The following is a 14,774-nucleotide window of genomic DNA, read 5'->3' as shown; positions in this document are numbered from 1 at the left end:
ATTTGTCTATGTGGCAAATCCTTTTTGTTTATTTTAGGGCTTTTTGACTAAAACTAAAATGTCATAAATCTGAAAAAGAAAGGTGATTAAAATGGCACAGGTTTTATACATTACAGCCCACCCTCATAATGAAACAATGTCGTATAGTATGGCAGTAGGAAAAGCATTTATTGAGAGTTACAAGCAGGTTAATCCGAACGATGAGGTTGTTCATTTAGATCTATACAATGAAAACATCCCCCATATTGATGCGGATGTATTTAGTGGATGGGGAAAGCTTCGCTCGGGCCAAGCGTTTGATGAGCTGACGGCTGAAGAAAAGGCAAAGGTAGGACGTCTTGGTGAGTTAAGTGAACAGTTTGTCGCAGCTGATAAATATGTGTTTGTCACACCTTTATGGAACTTTTCTTTTCCTCCTGTCATGAAAGCCTATTTGGATTCTGTTGCCGTTGCCGGTAAAACCTTTAAATATACTGAAAATGGTCCAATTGGTTTGCTGACAGATAAAAAGGCCTTGCACATACAAGCTCGTGGTGGATTTTATTCTGAGGGACCAGCAGCCCAAATGGAAATGGGACACCGTTATATTAGTGTGATGATGAGCTTTTTTGGCGTTCCAACCCTAGAGGGACTTTTTGTCGAAGGTCATAATGCGATGCCTGATAAAGCCCAAGAAATCAAAGAAAATGCAATAGCACGTGCAAAAGATTTTGCACACACCTTTTAATAGTGGCAGATTATCTGCCTCTCAAATTGTCGAGAAGGGAGTCTTCTCGGCAATTTTTTATTTTGTTTGCTTAATATATGGTTTGTCCCTGCTATCCGGCCTGTTGATTACTCTTCCGGGCACTCGCTTTCCGCGGGGAGCTCCAGGAGCCTCCTCGGCGCTAAGGCGCCTGTGGGGTCTCCAGTGACCTCTATATCCCGCAGGAGTCGAGTGCCCTCCGCTCCATCAACAGGGGGGCAAAACAACCAAAGTTATTGCAACACACCTACTCCAATCTGGCTAAATGCGTTGCACCTTTTTCATTTAATTATAAAAGCCATCAATAAAAGAATAAGGGGATCAGATCGGCCAGTATCCTCACTGTATACTCTTTTGGCTAATACATTAATTTCACCACTTATTTTTTTTATTTATTAGTTGAAAGAAGGGCTTTATTGAGTACTGCACTGTTGATTTGAGCGGAAGGCGCGAAGACTCATGCGGGAGTACGGGGCAGGTGAGACCCCGCAGGCGCTAAAGCGCCGAGGAGGCTCACCGGCACGCCCGCGGAAAGCGAAGCGCCTGGAGTGCAAATCAACAGACATGTCTAAAGGCCTAAATATTAATAATACTATTCGATTTAACGAGTGAATGAAATAAAAGGCTTTTGAAAGGTTTTCGACAGGCTAATCAGAGGTATGCCTCTTAATTTTTTTGTCAAATTTCATTACCAACTTTTTCTACTTATTTTTTGTATAATAGAAATAGAACTTGAAGAAGGAGTTGGACGAGAAAATGGAATTGAACTTGAATGGTAAAACAGCGCTAATCGCTGCATCAAGTCAGGGGTTAGGGTTTGCAATTGCGGAACGGCTTGTAAGAGAAGGGGCCAATGTGATGATTTCCGGCCGGGAAGATGAAAAACTTAAACAAAAGGCTTATGAACTAGAATCTATTGGAACTGGAAAAGTCGCCTATCAAAAAGCTGATATAACTAAACCTGCGGACATTAAGCAGCTTGTATCAGTAACTGCAGAAATATTTGGCGGAATAAATATACTTGTAAATAATGCTGGCGGACCTCCTGCTGGTTCTTTTGAGGAGTTATCCGATGAAGCATGGCAAGCAGCATTTGAATTAAATCTGTTATCCTATGTGAGAATGATCCGTGAAGTTTTACCATATTTAAAACAAGAGGGGGGGAAAATCCTTAATATCGCTTCCTCTTCGATTAAGGAACCAATACCAGGATTAATACTTTCAAACACTTTTAGGACTGGGATTATTGGACTTTCAAAAACTCTTGCATCTGAGCTTGCTCCTTATGACATTCTTATTAACACAATTGCGCCCGGCCGAATTGCGACTGACCGTGTAAAGCACCTGGACCAAGTAAACGCAGACAAGCTAGGATTGGACCCGGAAACCGTTGAATTACAGGTTAAAGCGGGGATTCCTTTGAAAAGATATGGAACACCTGAAGAATTTGCCAATGTGGCTGCCTTCCTGCTGTCAGACGCAAATTCCTATATGACAGGGAGTTCATTTCTTGTCGACGGCGGCATGATAAAAGCAATTTAACAGATAAAGACTAGTTTCCTTAATTAACCTTTCTTTACGTTTATTACCACTTGTTTTTGGTTATGGTAAAAATATAAAGGAGTGTTACAGATGCGCAGGAATTCTCGAAGGTTAGTCGTTTTGGTTATAGGAATTTTTTGTTCATTTTTACTAAGCGGTTGTGGAATTTTATTTTCGAATGAACTAATCGTTAATCGTTATGCGGATGCGCTTTTGACGAAAAATAATGAACTGCAATTTCGTTTCAGGATTAACAATGAAATCCTTGAAGCTCACCAATTATATAAGGTAAAAGTAACCATTCACGATGACAAATTAGCTTCTGCAATCGGAAAAAGGGAAATCATCTATGGTGAAGACCAAGTACTAAATGGAGAATATTTAGAAGTAAAAGGCAAAAGTGAAAAATATATTTTTATGGATCCCATACCATTACAACAGGATTTACATATTCAAGAACTTAAAAATATGATTGAACAAAATAACGCCGTTTCAATTGAGGTATTCAACGATAAGGAAGTATTTGGTAGAGTTTACTTGACAAATTTTTCATCAGAATTGTAAAAGAATAAAGAGTTTTTTTAAATTTATTGGACAACATTAGTATGTGCATAAATTTGGAGATGGAGCACAAAGGACCGGAACGACTGAGACGTTTCGGTCTTTTTTTGTAAATTCCCCAAAATTTAATAGGATAGTGCTAAAATAAAGAAAAATAAAAATGAGAGGAACGATCAGTTTGCTTACTCCAGATAATACGGTTATTGGTTTTATTGGAACAGGTGTCATGGGTAAGAGCATGGCCGGACATTTATTAAAGGCGGGATACCCTTTATTGGTATTTTCCAGGACCAAAGAAAAGGCTGCAGAATTATTAGAGAATGGAGCTGTATGGTCTGATTCACCAAAGGAAATGGCGGAAAAGGCATCAGTTATTTTTACGATGGTAGGTTACCCAAAAGATGTAGAAGAAATATATCTTGGCGAAGATGGTTTAATTAGACATGGCCAGCCAGGTAGTTATTTCATTGATATGACCACCTCTGCACCGTCTCTTTCAGTAAAAATCTATGAAGAGGCTCAAAAACGTGAAATTCATGTTATTGATGCACCTGTCTCAGGCGGTGATATAGGCGCCAGGGAAGCCAAGCTTTCAATCATGGCTGGTGGTGATGAGGAGGCTTTTGAAGCGGTGCGGCCATTGCTTGAGTATCTTGGGACTAATATTGTCTATCAAGGGACCCCAGGAGCTGGTCAGCATACAAAAATGTGTAATCAAATCGCCATCGCTTCTAATATGATGGGAGTATGTGAAGCCATCATTTATGCAGAAAAAGCTGGTTTGGATCCTGAAAAGGTGTTACAAAGTATTACCACCGGGGCAGCCGGCAGCTGGTCTTTAAGTAATCTTGCTCCAAGAATGTTACAAGGAAATTTTGAGCCTGGCTTTTACATAAAGCATTTTATTAAAGATATGAAAATTGCCTTAGATGAAGCAGAGCTAATGGGAACGGAGTTTCCGGGATTGTCTTTAGCCAAATCACTTTATGATCTTTTGGCAGAAAAAGGTGAGGGAAATAGCGGAACTCAGGCGCTATATAAATATTGGAACAACTAATCGAATAATTTCCTCTCTTCATCAGAAACTAAAATAGAAATATCGATGGGAGGAATTTTTGATGGCAAAACGAACGAAAAAGAATGATGCGAAGCAAAAGAATAAGAAGGGTTTTGACTCTTCAAAGTTAAATGAAGAATTTGCACATGAAATCGGTTCTGCAGCTGCAAATAAAATCCATAAAGATAAGGCTAAAAAAGAAAAAGCACCTAAAAACAACGGAAAATATCAAGGCCAATAAATAAACATAACCCTCACCTTAAACTTGGTGAGGGTTATGTTTATTTTAAAAAATATTCTTCAATTCGGTCAAGTCCTAGTTCCAATGTTTCCATTGAACAAGCAAATGATAAACGGAAATAACCTTCTCCATATTCAGAAAAAGCACTGCCAGGAACAACGGCAACTTTTGTTTTTTGAACAAGATCCAAAGCGAAATCAAAGCTATTCAATGGAATGGTGTCAGGTATTTTGACGAAGAAATAGAATGCGCCATCTGGCTTTACGGCCTCAAGCCCCATTATGGACAATCGCTCATAAACATAGTCCCTGCGTCGTTCATATTCTTTTTTCATAGTTAGAGCATCATCAATGCCCACTGTTAAGGCCTCGAAAGCCGCTTTTTGGGCAATGGAGTTTGCACAGGAAACATTATATTGATGAACCTTTAGAATATGCTTGGTAATGGATTCTGGTGCAAATAAAAAGCCAATTCTCCACCCGGTCATCGAGTGAGATTTTGATAATCCATTAATAACGATTGTTTTTTCCTTTAGAAAGCTCGCAATTGATTTATGGCTGCGGTCAAATGTAAGCTCACTGTAAATTTCATCAGCTAGAACAAAAATTTCCTTATCACTTAAAAAGTCAGCAATTTCCTTTAGCTCCATCTCTGAAAGACTTACGCCTGTAGGGTTTGATGGGTACGGAAGGACAATGCAGCGAGTTTTTTCAGTAATAAAGGGTTTAATCATCTCTAGGGTAAAACGAAATTGGTTTTCTCTAATGTCTACATGGACAGGAACTGCCCCCATCATCCGAATAATGGGTTCATAACCAGGATAAATTGGGCCAGGTAAAATAACTTCAGTGCCCTCAGTGAGAATGGATCTAAAGGTGATGTCAATTGCTTCACTGGCCCCCATGGTAACAATTACCTCTGAATCAGATTTGTAATGTAAACCATATTTCTTTTCGACAAAATCACTGGCAGCCTTCCTTAATTCAATCGTTCCTGCATTATGAGTATAGGAGGTGAAATCCTCGTCAATTGCATTTATTCCCGCTTTTTTCACATGCTCGGGGGTGGGAAAATCAGGCTGGCCTATTGTAAAAGAAATTAGGTCATCTATATGGGCTACCATATTAAAGAATTTTCTAATTCCTGAAATCTCGATCTCTTTAACTCGTTGATTAATCAAATGCTCCACTTATGTTCGTCCTTCCACAATTAAGAATATCTTTCACCTAATTTTTTAAATATCGGTTTTTGATAGGTTCGTTTGTTTTTTCGCTGATTTGAGGGAGGCGGTCCTTCCTCGGAAATTCCTGTATAGGACTGCAATATTGCTTTTGCAGCATTAAGTGAAAGTACTGCCTTTGGGTTTCGAATAAGATTATCTAACTTACCCAAGTGCGGAAGTTGATTAAAGTCCAATTTAGTAGGTGGAATATGGAAGGTATATCTGCCGCATTCCACAAGGACGTCGGATTGCTGTTGACTATTTCTTGGGTTTTCAGAAAAATGAAGACCTACTTTTTTGGCTTTTCCTTCATCAATTAATTTTTTTAACGCTTCTTGTTTTAATTTGTATAAAAATTTGGGGTTAGTCGCTGTCTTTGCATGGCGATTCACAATAAAGACTGCTTGAGCGAGGTTATCGATGGTTAGATTTCCATTTCTTTGGGGATATTTCTGATCGGGATTCAAAATATGTTCTCCTTTCTATCTTTTCGAACATTTCCATTATACCTTTTATTAGCCAAAATTAAAATATGGCATGGATTCTATTATTACATAGTTGCGAATTGATTTACGTTTTTGCCTATACTATTTATGATTTGAAAAATTTTAGTAAAATAATCATTATTTTCAATAAATTGCACTCTTTCAGTTAATTTCATTGTAAAATAGAAATAAGAGATTGTAAAAACATTATTTTGGAAATCGTTTTTTCAAATAAAAAAAACCTTATCTATAAAAGTGGATAAGGATTTTTTATGTTTTTTCTGGTATTAGTGTATAAACTGTTAGCTCTGGCTTTGCCATAAACCGAAAAGGCAAACGGGTTGTTCCAATTCCTCTATTAACATATAGGGTTAATGGATTCTGATCACCAATTGAATAAAGTCCTTCAGGATAATTCTTGGCAAATGGAGGAATGACAAGCGCTCCAATAAAAGGTATTTTAACTTGTCCACCATGGCTATGACCGCTAATTTGCCATTCAATTGGATACCTTGATGCGTCATCAGCAAGATCAGGTGCATGGGATAATAAAATTTTAAAATGGTCTTGCGGTACATTTTTTAAGGTCAAAGGTAAATCCGGTTTTCCTAACATTGCGTCATCAATTCCTAATAAATGAATCCTGCTTTCATCTTTTAACTTGATTGGGGCCGATTCATTTAATAGAACAGTGAAATTGGTTGCTTCCATAATATTTCTGTAAATATCAGAACCATAGCCTCCATGATCATGGTTGCCAAAAATACAGAATTTACCAAGGGGAGGCCGCAATGATTCCAATAGTGGAATCAATTTATTAATTTCCAAATATTTATTTGGTTCATCCATCAAATCGCCAGTAAATAAAATGATGTCTGGCTTTAGATCATTGATCTTGTCGACTAGTTTGGAAAATTGGGTAAGGTTATAATGAAAACCTAGATGGGTGTCAGAGAACTGGATGATTTTTATTCCGTTAAAACTTTTGGGTATTAACGGGTGTTTTATTTCAAGATGTTGAATATCGAGTAATGAGGGCTCAATACGATTGGCATAAAAGTAGCCCCCCGAACTTAATCCGAGAACGGTTAGAAAGGAACCAAATGTTCGCTTCAGAAATGTTCTCCTTTTTAGTTTTTTAGGCATTTTTTCTACCAACCTATCTTTTTAATTACTTCAAATGTATTTTCGATAAAAATTGATTTTTTTGCAAGTAAAATGAAATGGATATTATTAATTTTTATTCGAAAAAGAGAACAAAAATTCATGAAAAAAGCAGCCTCCAGGGCTGCTTTTGTTAACGATAGCTCACTGCACGGTTCTGCAGTGCTTTCCAGGAAGCGATAAATTGTTGTTTGTTTACTCTGACTTGTTTCCTGCCTGAAAGTGGGTCATTTAAGTAAACATGATTGGAGTCGAATCCAACTAGTACAACGGCGTGTAAGTCCAATGGAGTTTTTATATATTGTGTTCCGTGATACCAGGATTCCCAGCGGTCAGGCAGGCGATAATCCCCAGTTGTCCAGACAACGACAGGATATCCTTCTGAAACGTGCTCTAATACACGCTCAAAGGGCTGATTGGTAAAATTAACAGCTCTGCCTGGAAGCTTTTGGTTAATTAATGCCATCATCGGTTGATCAAAAACAGCATACCCAGCACGTCTTCCTGTCATATCCCCAACGAATCCATCTGCAGGATTGCCCCATCGTAAAATATCTCCCTTTGGAGATTTGATGAGCGGATCAGGATCCTTTTGAATCAGCCTGTACAAATCCATTTTGCTCGTTTTGACACCCGCATAATTCAACATCATGGCGAGGCTGGTCACTTCACAACCATAACGCAGCTCCGGGTTTTGTCTAATTAGAATTACGTTAAGCATAGCAGAATTTTTATGGGTAGTTGTACTAACATGACTGCCTTGGCTGGTTATTTTTTTATCGTAAATCACCTGATTAGTAAGATCGTTTATGGTGTAGTTAGTGTTTTTAGGCGTTTCTTCCATTCGGTATGTTGAAGCGGGCTTGTTTTGAATACGATTTGAACTGGCATCTGGTTCATCATTAAAGTGGCTGCATCCAAACATGGGAAGGATCGAGATTAATAAGCAAAGTTTTCTCAAAAACTTTTCCCCCTTTGAAATTAGCTTAACCATATTGTTTGATTGTTTCTTATGAGCTATAATGGTATCCTTTTGGTAATGAACGAACGGGCTGGGGCAAGTAAACGTATGGTATTATGTGTAAATCTTTTTTTTGGAGGTACTTCGATGGATGCCTTGGAAATTCTATCGGATCTTGAACATGTTTTTCCTTATTTCCAACCTATTTTTAGTGCGGACGAACAACAGGTCATTGCCTATAAAGTTTTGGGAAGGTATGAGACCGGGGATAATATCATAAGCTTAGGACCTTTTTTTCAAGATGATCAAATTCCTGATGAGTATAAATTTGAGGTTGATTTGCTGTTAGTTAGGAAAGCCCTTGAAAAGGCCATAAAGCTTGAAGATGATATTAGTATATTTTTGAATCGCAATGCCGAGTTATTAATGTATGGGCATGGAGAGCCATTTTTGCAGGAGCTTTTAGATTTTGAAAAAAAAGGATTTAATTTAAGCAGGATTGTCCTTGAAATTTCGGACAGAAAATATCTTGGGGATCTCGATCAATTTGATCACCTGCTTCAATATTATCGGACATATGGGATTAAAATTGCTGTTTCTAGCACAGATAGTGAAAGTTATCATTTTGAGCGAATTGGTCAACTTGAGCCGGATATTTTAAAAATAAATTTAGAACCACTTAAATCTACAGCAACAGGAATGAATTTCCATGATGTTTTGTTTACCCTGTCCCTTTTAGCAAGAAAAATTGGGGCAACTCTTTTGTTTGAAAATATTGAAATGAGTTATCAGCTGCAGTTTGCCTGGAAGAACGGAGGACGCTATTATCAAGGATTTTATTTATATCCCCCTGCAGCAGAATTTATTCAGAGAGATTTATTAAAACCCCGATTAAAAGAAAAGTTTCACGATTTTATTTCTTATGAAAAAAGAAAATTAGAGGGTGTTTATTTAGCTTCAGAATATTTCCATTCAATGGTTCAAGAAATTGTTATGAAAAACAAAAAGGCAGGGTTTAAAGAGCTTTTTCAAACGTTAGTAAAAGAACTGGATCATATTGCTTTTCGTATGTATATTTGTGATGAAGATGGGTTTCAAAAATCGGCAAACATTTTTAAAGAAAAAAATGGCTGGGATGTTCAAGCTGAATACAAGAATAAAAATTGGAGCTGGCGGCCATATTTTCTAGAAAATATTATCAAGATGAGAAACGAAAGGAAAGGGATTTTATCCGATTTATATCGTGATATTGAAACAGGGGAGAATATTAGAACCTTCTCCTACCCGATGAACGGAGATGATTATTTGTTTATCGACATTTCATACCAATACTTATTTGAACACGAGCAGTTACTGTAGCTTTGGTTCAGGATTTTTTAAAAAAAATAGTCAATTTCTTCATTTTTGCTTGGACAAATAGTATCAGTTATTTTATTCTTTTAATATTGGCCTAAGATTTTCTAAGTAAATAATCCATTAAGGATAGAAACAGGCCAATTGTGAAATATAAAAGTAGAAGTTTGTTTGTGTTTGAAAGGAGATTAAACGAATGTCACAGCTTCAAGGTATATTAACCAGATTAAAAAATCTTCAGGAACAAGCTAATAGCGGTGAGCCAGCTCAGCGTTATTTCGAAGTTAATGGAGAGAGAAAGTGTCAAGTTACATTTCATCCGAAGACGGTAACGTATGAATTAGAAGTTTATAATGAAAAGGAAAAACCTAAACGATATCAATTTGATAATATTGATATGATCACAATTGAAATTTTTGATTTAATCCAGTAGGAACCAATTTGGTTCCTTTCTTTTCCTAAGGCAATTTTCGCAAAGATCGTTGTTTTTCGTATAAGTCATCAACCCGTATAATTGATGCTTCGTGGCATCTTTTCGTAAGAACATTTGAGAAAATTGCCTACAAACTTAGTAAATGCCCTTTATTAAGCCCCATAAGCAACATAGTTTACGAAAAGAGCCTTTCTTAATGAATCGTTATTTTAATTCACACAGACCTCCGAAAACTATGGTAAAATAAGTCTGTAGAAAAACATACATTGAGGAGTTTTCGGCGATGATTAGTCTTCCCAGTGGGGAATTTTTAGAATTAACCATTAAAGAATTAATGATTCCATCCGAACGGGTGGCACATGTGCAAATTGGCAACAATCTCGAGCATGCCTTATTAGTGTTAACAAAAAGCGGCTATACCGCTATTCCGGTTCTAGACCCACATTATAAGCTCCATGGATTGATTAGCACTCCAATTATCATGGATTCTATCCTCGGTCTAGAAAGAATAGAATTTGAAACCCTTGAAAAAAAACGCGTAGAAGAAGTTATGAAAAAGCTGATTCCACGGGTTAAAATTTCAGCCTCACTTAGTGTATGTTTGGACTTACTGGTCAATCATCCTTTTTTATGTGTTGAAACGGACGATGGCTTTTTTGAAGGGATATTGCCAAGAAGCACAGTATTAAATCAATTAAATAAACAAGTAAAACGCTTAAAAAAAATTGATAAATAATTGCACCTGGCTCCCTAAATGGGGGCATATTTTTTTGATATTTTTGAAGGTGGTAAAGACATGTCCTCATTATCGGAATATCAATTATTATCAGTTTTAGCTCAGGAAATGAATATGCGTAAAGCATCAGAACGGTTGTTTGTATCACAGCCTGCCCTTTCACAGCGTTTACAGACAATCGAAAAAGAATGGGGTACAAAATTATTTATTCGTTCGCAAAAAGGCCTTGCCCTTACTCCTGCAGGAGAACATGTTATTGATTTTGTTAATGACGTTCTTAATAAGCAAGAAAAGGTTCGCGAGACGATTTATTCGCTGCAATCTGGGGTGTCAGGTACCTTAAAAATAGCTGTTGCCTCTATCGTGGGTCAAAACTGGCTTCCTCAAGTATTAAAGAAATTTATTGACAAGTATCCACAAGCCAAGATATCACTTATTACTGGCTGGAGCAGTGAAATTCTAAAATGCTTATATGATGATCAGGTGCATATTGGAATTATCCGCGGCACCCCTGATTGGAAGGGGGTTAAGGTCCATCTCTTTGATGATCCACTTTATTTGGTTGATCGCGAAATTATTAGACCGGAACAAGTTTTAGAAGTTGACCGGCCGTTTATCCAATTTAAAAGTGATTCGAATTATTATCAAGAAATTCAAGATTGGTGGATGCGGAACTTTAAAACCTCACCAAAAAGGACAGTACTTGTTGACCAAATAGAGACTTGTAAACAAATGGCCTTTAATGGTATTGGTTATGCTATATTGCCTGGAATTACGTTAACTAAAGCAGAAAGGGATATTTTCAAAATACCCCTTTTAGATGAGAATAATGAACCGCTAAAGCGGGATACCTGGCTATTAGGGTATGAATCTTCCTTCCAATTAAAACAGGTTCAGGCGTTTGTAGAACTCATAAAAGAACATATTTCTGAATCTTAGGAAGTATTACGCTGTTTTGCTTGTTTTAAGTTACTTTGTTTGGTAAATTATTTTTTAGTACAGACATTTAGGGGGTAAACAGTTTATGAAAATGATGGATGCACATGAAATTATTTCTTTTATTCAAAATAGTAAAAAATCTACTCCGGTTAAGGTTTATTTAAAGGGAGAATTAGAAGGAATTAATTTTGGGGCAAGTGCCAAGGCATTTATTAATGGAAATACTGGCGTTGTTTTCGGTGAATGGGCTGAAATTAGTGAAGCGCTAGAGTCAAACAAAGGAAAAGTTGAAGATTTTGTCGTTGAGAATGACCGACGCAATTCTGCTATTCCATTATTAGATACGAAGCATATTAATGCTCGTATTGAACCAGGAGTTACGATCCGTGATCAGGTGGAAATTGGCGATAATGCCGTTATTATGATGGGCGCCGTGATTAATATTGGTGCAGTAATTGGCGAAAAAACAATGATTGATATGGGAGTTGTTCTTGGTGGAAGAGCAACAGTAGGGAAAAACTGTCACATCGGCGCAGGCACTGTTTTAGCAGGCGTTATTGAACCGCCATCTGCAAAACCAGTAGTAGTTGAAGATGACGTTCTAATTGGTGCGAACGCGGTAGTTTTAGAAGGAGTAACAATCGGAAAAGGATCAGTCGTGGCTGCAGGAGCAGTTGTTACTCAGGATGTAGCACCATACACTGTCGTAGCCGGCATGCCAGCACGTAAAATTAAAGATATTGATGAAAAGACAAAGTCAAAAACTGAGATTATGCAAGAGTTACGTCAACTATAAGAAGTGTAAAAGCGTGGAGCCTTTTCCACGCTTCTTTTATAGAAAGGAGAGTCTTTAGATGGACTCATTAATCAAAATTCGCCGCGATCTTCATCAAATTCCAGAACTAGGTTTTCAAGAGTTTAAGACACAAGCCTATTTATTGGCCTATTTAGATGGGCTGCCTCAAGAGCGGCTGTCAATTAAGAAATGGAAAACAGGTTTATTTGTCAAAGTTCACGGATTAATGCCTGAAAAAACTATTGGATACAGAACGGATATTGATGGCTTACCGATTGCTGAGCAAACTGGTTATCCTTTTTCTTCTACCCATGAGGAAAGAATGCATGCGTGCGGCCATGATTTCCATATGGCCATTGCTCTAGGTGTACTTACCTATTTTGTCGAAAATCCAATCAATGATGATTTATTATTCATTTTCCAGCCTGCTGAAGAAGGACCAGGTGGAGCCGAACCAATGTTGAAATCAGCAGAAATGAAGGCATGGATGCCGGATTTAATCTTTGCCCTTCATATTGCACCAGAGTATCCAGTTGGCGCCATCGCAGTAAAAGAAGGCTTATTATTCGCCAATACTTCTGAATTGTTCATTGATTTGAAGGGGAAGGGTGGACACGCCGCAAGACCTCACGAAACAAATGATATGGTTATTGCTGCCTGCGCTCTAGTTGCTCAGTTGCAAACCATTATCTCCAGAAACGTTGACCCTTTAGATAGTGCAGTTATAACGATTGGTAAAATTACCGGGGGTACCGTGCAAAATATTATCGCTGAAAATGCAAGGCTTGAAGGGACGATCCGCACACTGTCGCCGGAATCGATGAAGAAGGTAAAGCACCGTATTGAGGCATTGGTAAGAGGAATTGAAGCAGGCTACGAGTGTGAAGTTGTGATTGATTACGGTTCAATGTACCATCAAGTTTATAATACAGAAACCATAACTAGAGAATTTATCAATTATATTCAACAAGAAACAGATGTTCAGGTAATTGAGTGCAAGGAAGCAATGACAGGTGAGGATTTTGGGTATATGCTTAAGGAAATTCCAGGATTGATGTTTTGGCTCGGTGTCGATTCACCATTCGGTCTGCATCATGCTAAACTAACTCCAAAAGAAGAGGCAATTGACGTTGCGATTAAGGTAATGACAAGCTTTTTAACGTATAAAGGTAATAATATGTAAGCTGTTTTGAAAATGCTTATTATTTTATTACTAAGGATAATCATGGTAAAATTATAGAGAATAAAAGGAATGTTGTTACATATTGTCGTTTATTCTACACATTTTAGGGAGAAACTTATTAAGGGGAAAATTAGGTTATAATTGATAATTAATATTTATTTAAATTAATTATAATTTAATATTGACTCAAAATTAGAATTGTCCTATAATGAAAACTGTCAGAAGGATAGCAAATGAGAATTGCTATTACTAATTATTGATATTTTGGAGGGATTCAAATGCCAGAACGTATGGTAGGTAAGCAAGCTCCACGCTTTGAAATGGATGCAGTTATGCCAAACAAAGAATTTAAAAAAGTAAGCCTTGAAGAAAATATGAAAAACGATAAATGGACTGTATTATTCTTTTACCCAATGGACTTCACGTTTGTTTGTCCAACTGAAATTACAGCTTTATCTGACCGATACGATGAGTTTGAAGACCTTGATGCAGAGGTTATCGGTGTTTCAACTGATACAATTCATACTCACTTAGCATGGATTAAAACAGATCGTAAAGAAAATGGCCTTGGCGATTTGAAATATCCATTAGCGGCTGACACAAATCATGTTGTTGCCCGTGATTATGGCGTTTTAATTGAAGAAGAAGGAATTGCACTTCGCGGACTATTCATCATCAGCCCTGAAGGGGAATTAATGTACTCTGTTGTTAACCACAACAATATCGGTCGTGATGTAGATGAAACATTACGCGTTCTTCAAGCATTGCAAACAGGCGGTCTTTGCCCAGCTAACTGGAAGCCTGGACAAGCTACACTTAATGTATAATTATTAATCAAACAAGATAGACCTAACTCTTTAAAAGCGTTAGGTCTTTTTAATAGGAGGAAATTCGATGAAATTACGTGAACCAATGCCAGAATTAGCAGGCGCAACAGAATGGTTAAACGGTGAAGTAACTAGAGATGAATTAATTGGTGAAAAGCCAACTTTGATTCATTTTTGGTCAATCAGCTGTCATTTATGTAAAGAGGCAATGCCTCAAGTTAACCAATTTCGAGATGATTTTAAAGACAAATTAAACGTGGTTGCAGTTCATATGCCAAGATCGGAAAACGATCTAAATTTAGATGAAATCAAGCAAGTGGCATCAGAGCATGGAATTAACCAGCCCATTTTTGTTGACAGCGATCATAAACTAACAGAAGCATTTGAAAATCAGTATGTACCAGCATACTATGTTTTTGACCGTGAAGGAAAGCTTCGTCATTTCCAAGCAGGCGGCAGTGGCATGAAAATGCTAGAAAAGCGCGTAAACCGTGTTTTGGATGAATTGGAAAAAACTGAATAAATAATA

17 protein-coding genes are annotated in these 14,774 nt (G+C 37.4%); 13 read left to right on the top strand and 4 right to left on the bottom strand.

Annotation, left to right across the window (positions count from 1 at the left end):
* The first annotated feature begins 91 nt into the window (after positions 1-91).
* From PH210_RS01845 to PH210_RS01825, 5 genes are all read left to right on the top strand, one after another.
* Positions 92-727 carry an FMN-dependent NADH-azoreductase gene (locus PH210_RS01845; RefSeq protein WP_289982500.1) on the top strand — a complete coding sequence of 212 codons (636 nt, stop codon included), beginning with the start codon at positions 92-94 and terminating at the stop codon, positions 725-727.
* A gap of 774 nt (positions 728-1,501) precedes the next feature.
* Complete coding sequence (locus PH210_RS01840; RefSeq protein WP_289982498.1) at positions 1,502-2,287, top strand: SDR family oxidoreductase; 786 nt, start codon at positions 1,502-1,504, stop codon at positions 2,285-2,287.
* Positions 2,288-2,377: 90 nt separating this feature from the next.
* Positions 2,378-2,851, top strand: a complete 474-nt coding sequence (locus PH210_RS01835; protein WP_289982497.1) for a hypothetical protein — start codon at positions 2,378-2,380, stop codon at positions 2,849-2,851.
* Between the two features lie 157 nt (positions 2,852-3,008).
* Positions 3,009-3,905 carry an NAD(P)-dependent oxidoreductase gene (locus PH210_RS01830; protein WP_289982495.1) on the top strand — a complete coding sequence of 299 codons (897 nt, stop codon included), beginning with the start codon at positions 3,009-3,011 and terminating at the stop codon, positions 3,903-3,905.
* A gap of 61 nt (positions 3,906-3,966) precedes the next feature.
* Positions 3,967-4,146, top strand: coding sequence for a hypothetical protein (locus PH210_RS01825; protein WP_289982493.1), 180 nt, complete (start codon positions 3,967-3,969; stop codon positions 4,144-4,146).
* 40 nt (positions 4,147-4,186) lie between these two features.
* Here PH210_RS01825 and PH210_RS01820 read toward each other — a convergent pair whose 3' ends face one another.
* From PH210_RS01820 to PH210_RS01805, 4 genes are all read right to left on the bottom strand, one after another.
* The gene (locus PH210_RS01820; protein ID WP_289982491.1) at positions 4,187-5,335 is read right to left on the bottom strand and encodes an aminotransferase A; all 1,149 of its coding nucleotides are present in this window, start codon (positions 5,333-5,335) and stop codon (positions 4,187-4,189) included.
* Positions 5,336-5,355: 20 nt separating this feature from the next.
* Complete coding sequence (locus PH210_RS01815; RefSeq protein ID WP_289982489.1) at positions 5,356-5,835, bottom strand: YkyB family protein; 480 nt, start codon at positions 5,833-5,835, stop codon at positions 5,356-5,358.
* A gap of 288 nt (positions 5,836-6,123) precedes the next feature.
* Positions 6,124-6,999, bottom strand: coding sequence for a metallophosphoesterase (locus PH210_RS01810; protein ID WP_289982487.1), 876 nt, complete (start codon positions 6,997-6,999; stop codon positions 6,124-6,126).
* A gap of 151 nt (positions 7,000-7,150) precedes the next feature.
* Positions 7,151-7,978 carry a C39 family peptidase gene (locus tag PH210_RS01805; RefSeq protein ID WP_289982486.1) on the bottom strand — a complete coding sequence of 276 codons (828 nt, stop codon included), beginning with the start codon at positions 7,976-7,978 and terminating at the stop codon, positions 7,151-7,153.
* 147 nt (positions 7,979-8,125) lie between these two features.
* Here PH210_RS01805 and PH210_RS01800 point away from each other — a divergent pair, with 147 nt between their 5' ends.
* The 8 genes from PH210_RS01800 to PH210_RS01765 all read left to right on the top strand — a co-directional run bounded on the left by PH210_RS01800 (position 8,126) and on the right by PH210_RS01765 (position 14,768).
* Positions 8,126-9,337 carry an EAL domain-containing protein gene (locus PH210_RS01800; protein WP_289982485.1) on the top strand — a complete coding sequence of 404 codons (1,212 nt, stop codon included), beginning with the start codon at positions 8,126-8,128 and terminating at the stop codon, positions 9,335-9,337.
* A 190-nt stretch (positions 9,338-9,527) separates the two neighbouring features.
* Positions 9,528-9,764, top strand: coding sequence for a YkuJ family protein (locus PH210_RS01795; protein ID WP_223595177.1), 237 nt, complete (start codon positions 9,528-9,530; stop codon positions 9,762-9,764).
* 283 nt (positions 9,765-10,047) lie between these two features.
* The gene (gene cbpB, locus PH210_RS01790) at positions 10,048-10,500 is read left to right on the top strand and encodes a cyclic-di-AMP-binding protein CbpB (RefSeq protein ID WP_223595179.1); all 453 of its coding nucleotides are present in this window, start codon (positions 10,048-10,050) and stop codon (positions 10,498-10,500) included.
* Positions 10,501-10,560: 60 nt separating this feature from the next.
* On the top strand, positions 10,561-11,439 hold the full coding sequence (ccpC, locus tag PH210_RS01785) for a transcriptional regulator CcpC (protein WP_289982483.1): 879 nt from the start codon (positions 10,561-10,563) through the stop codon (positions 11,437-11,439).
* An 85-nt stretch (positions 11,440-11,524) separates the two neighbouring features.
* Positions 11,525-12,235 (top strand): 2,3,4,5-tetrahydropyridine-2,6-dicarboxylate N-acetyltransferase, encoded by a 711-nt coding sequence (dapD, locus tag PH210_RS01780; protein WP_289982482.1) that lies wholly within the window; start codon positions 11,525-11,527, stop codon positions 12,233-12,235.
* Positions 12,236-12,293: 58 nt separating this feature from the next.
* Positions 12,294-13,418 carry an N-acetyldiaminopimelate deacetylase gene (locus tag PH210_RS01775; protein ID WP_289982481.1) on the top strand — a complete coding sequence of 375 codons (1,125 nt, stop codon included), beginning with the start codon at positions 12,294-12,296 and terminating at the stop codon, positions 13,416-13,418.
* Positions 13,419-13,696: 278 nt separating this feature from the next.
* Complete coding sequence (locus PH210_RS01770) at positions 13,697-14,245, top strand: peroxiredoxin (RefSeq protein ID WP_289982479.1); 549 nt, start codon at positions 13,697-13,699, stop codon at positions 14,243-14,245.
* Between the two features lie 67 nt (positions 14,246-14,312).
* Entirely contained in the window at positions 14,313-14,768 is a 456-nt protein-coding gene (locus PH210_RS01765; RefSeq protein ID WP_289982477.1) for a TlpA disulfide reductase family protein, read from the top strand.
* Positions 14,769-14,774 lie beyond the last annotated feature (6 nt).

Source organism: Paenibacillus sp. BSR1-1 (assembly GCF_030403775.1).
GTDB lineage: Bacteria > Bacillota > Bacilli > Bacillales > Cytobacillaceae > Neobacillus.
Note: the sequence above shows the minus strand (reverse complement) of the source record. Positions and strands in the feature narration are given on the sequence as shown.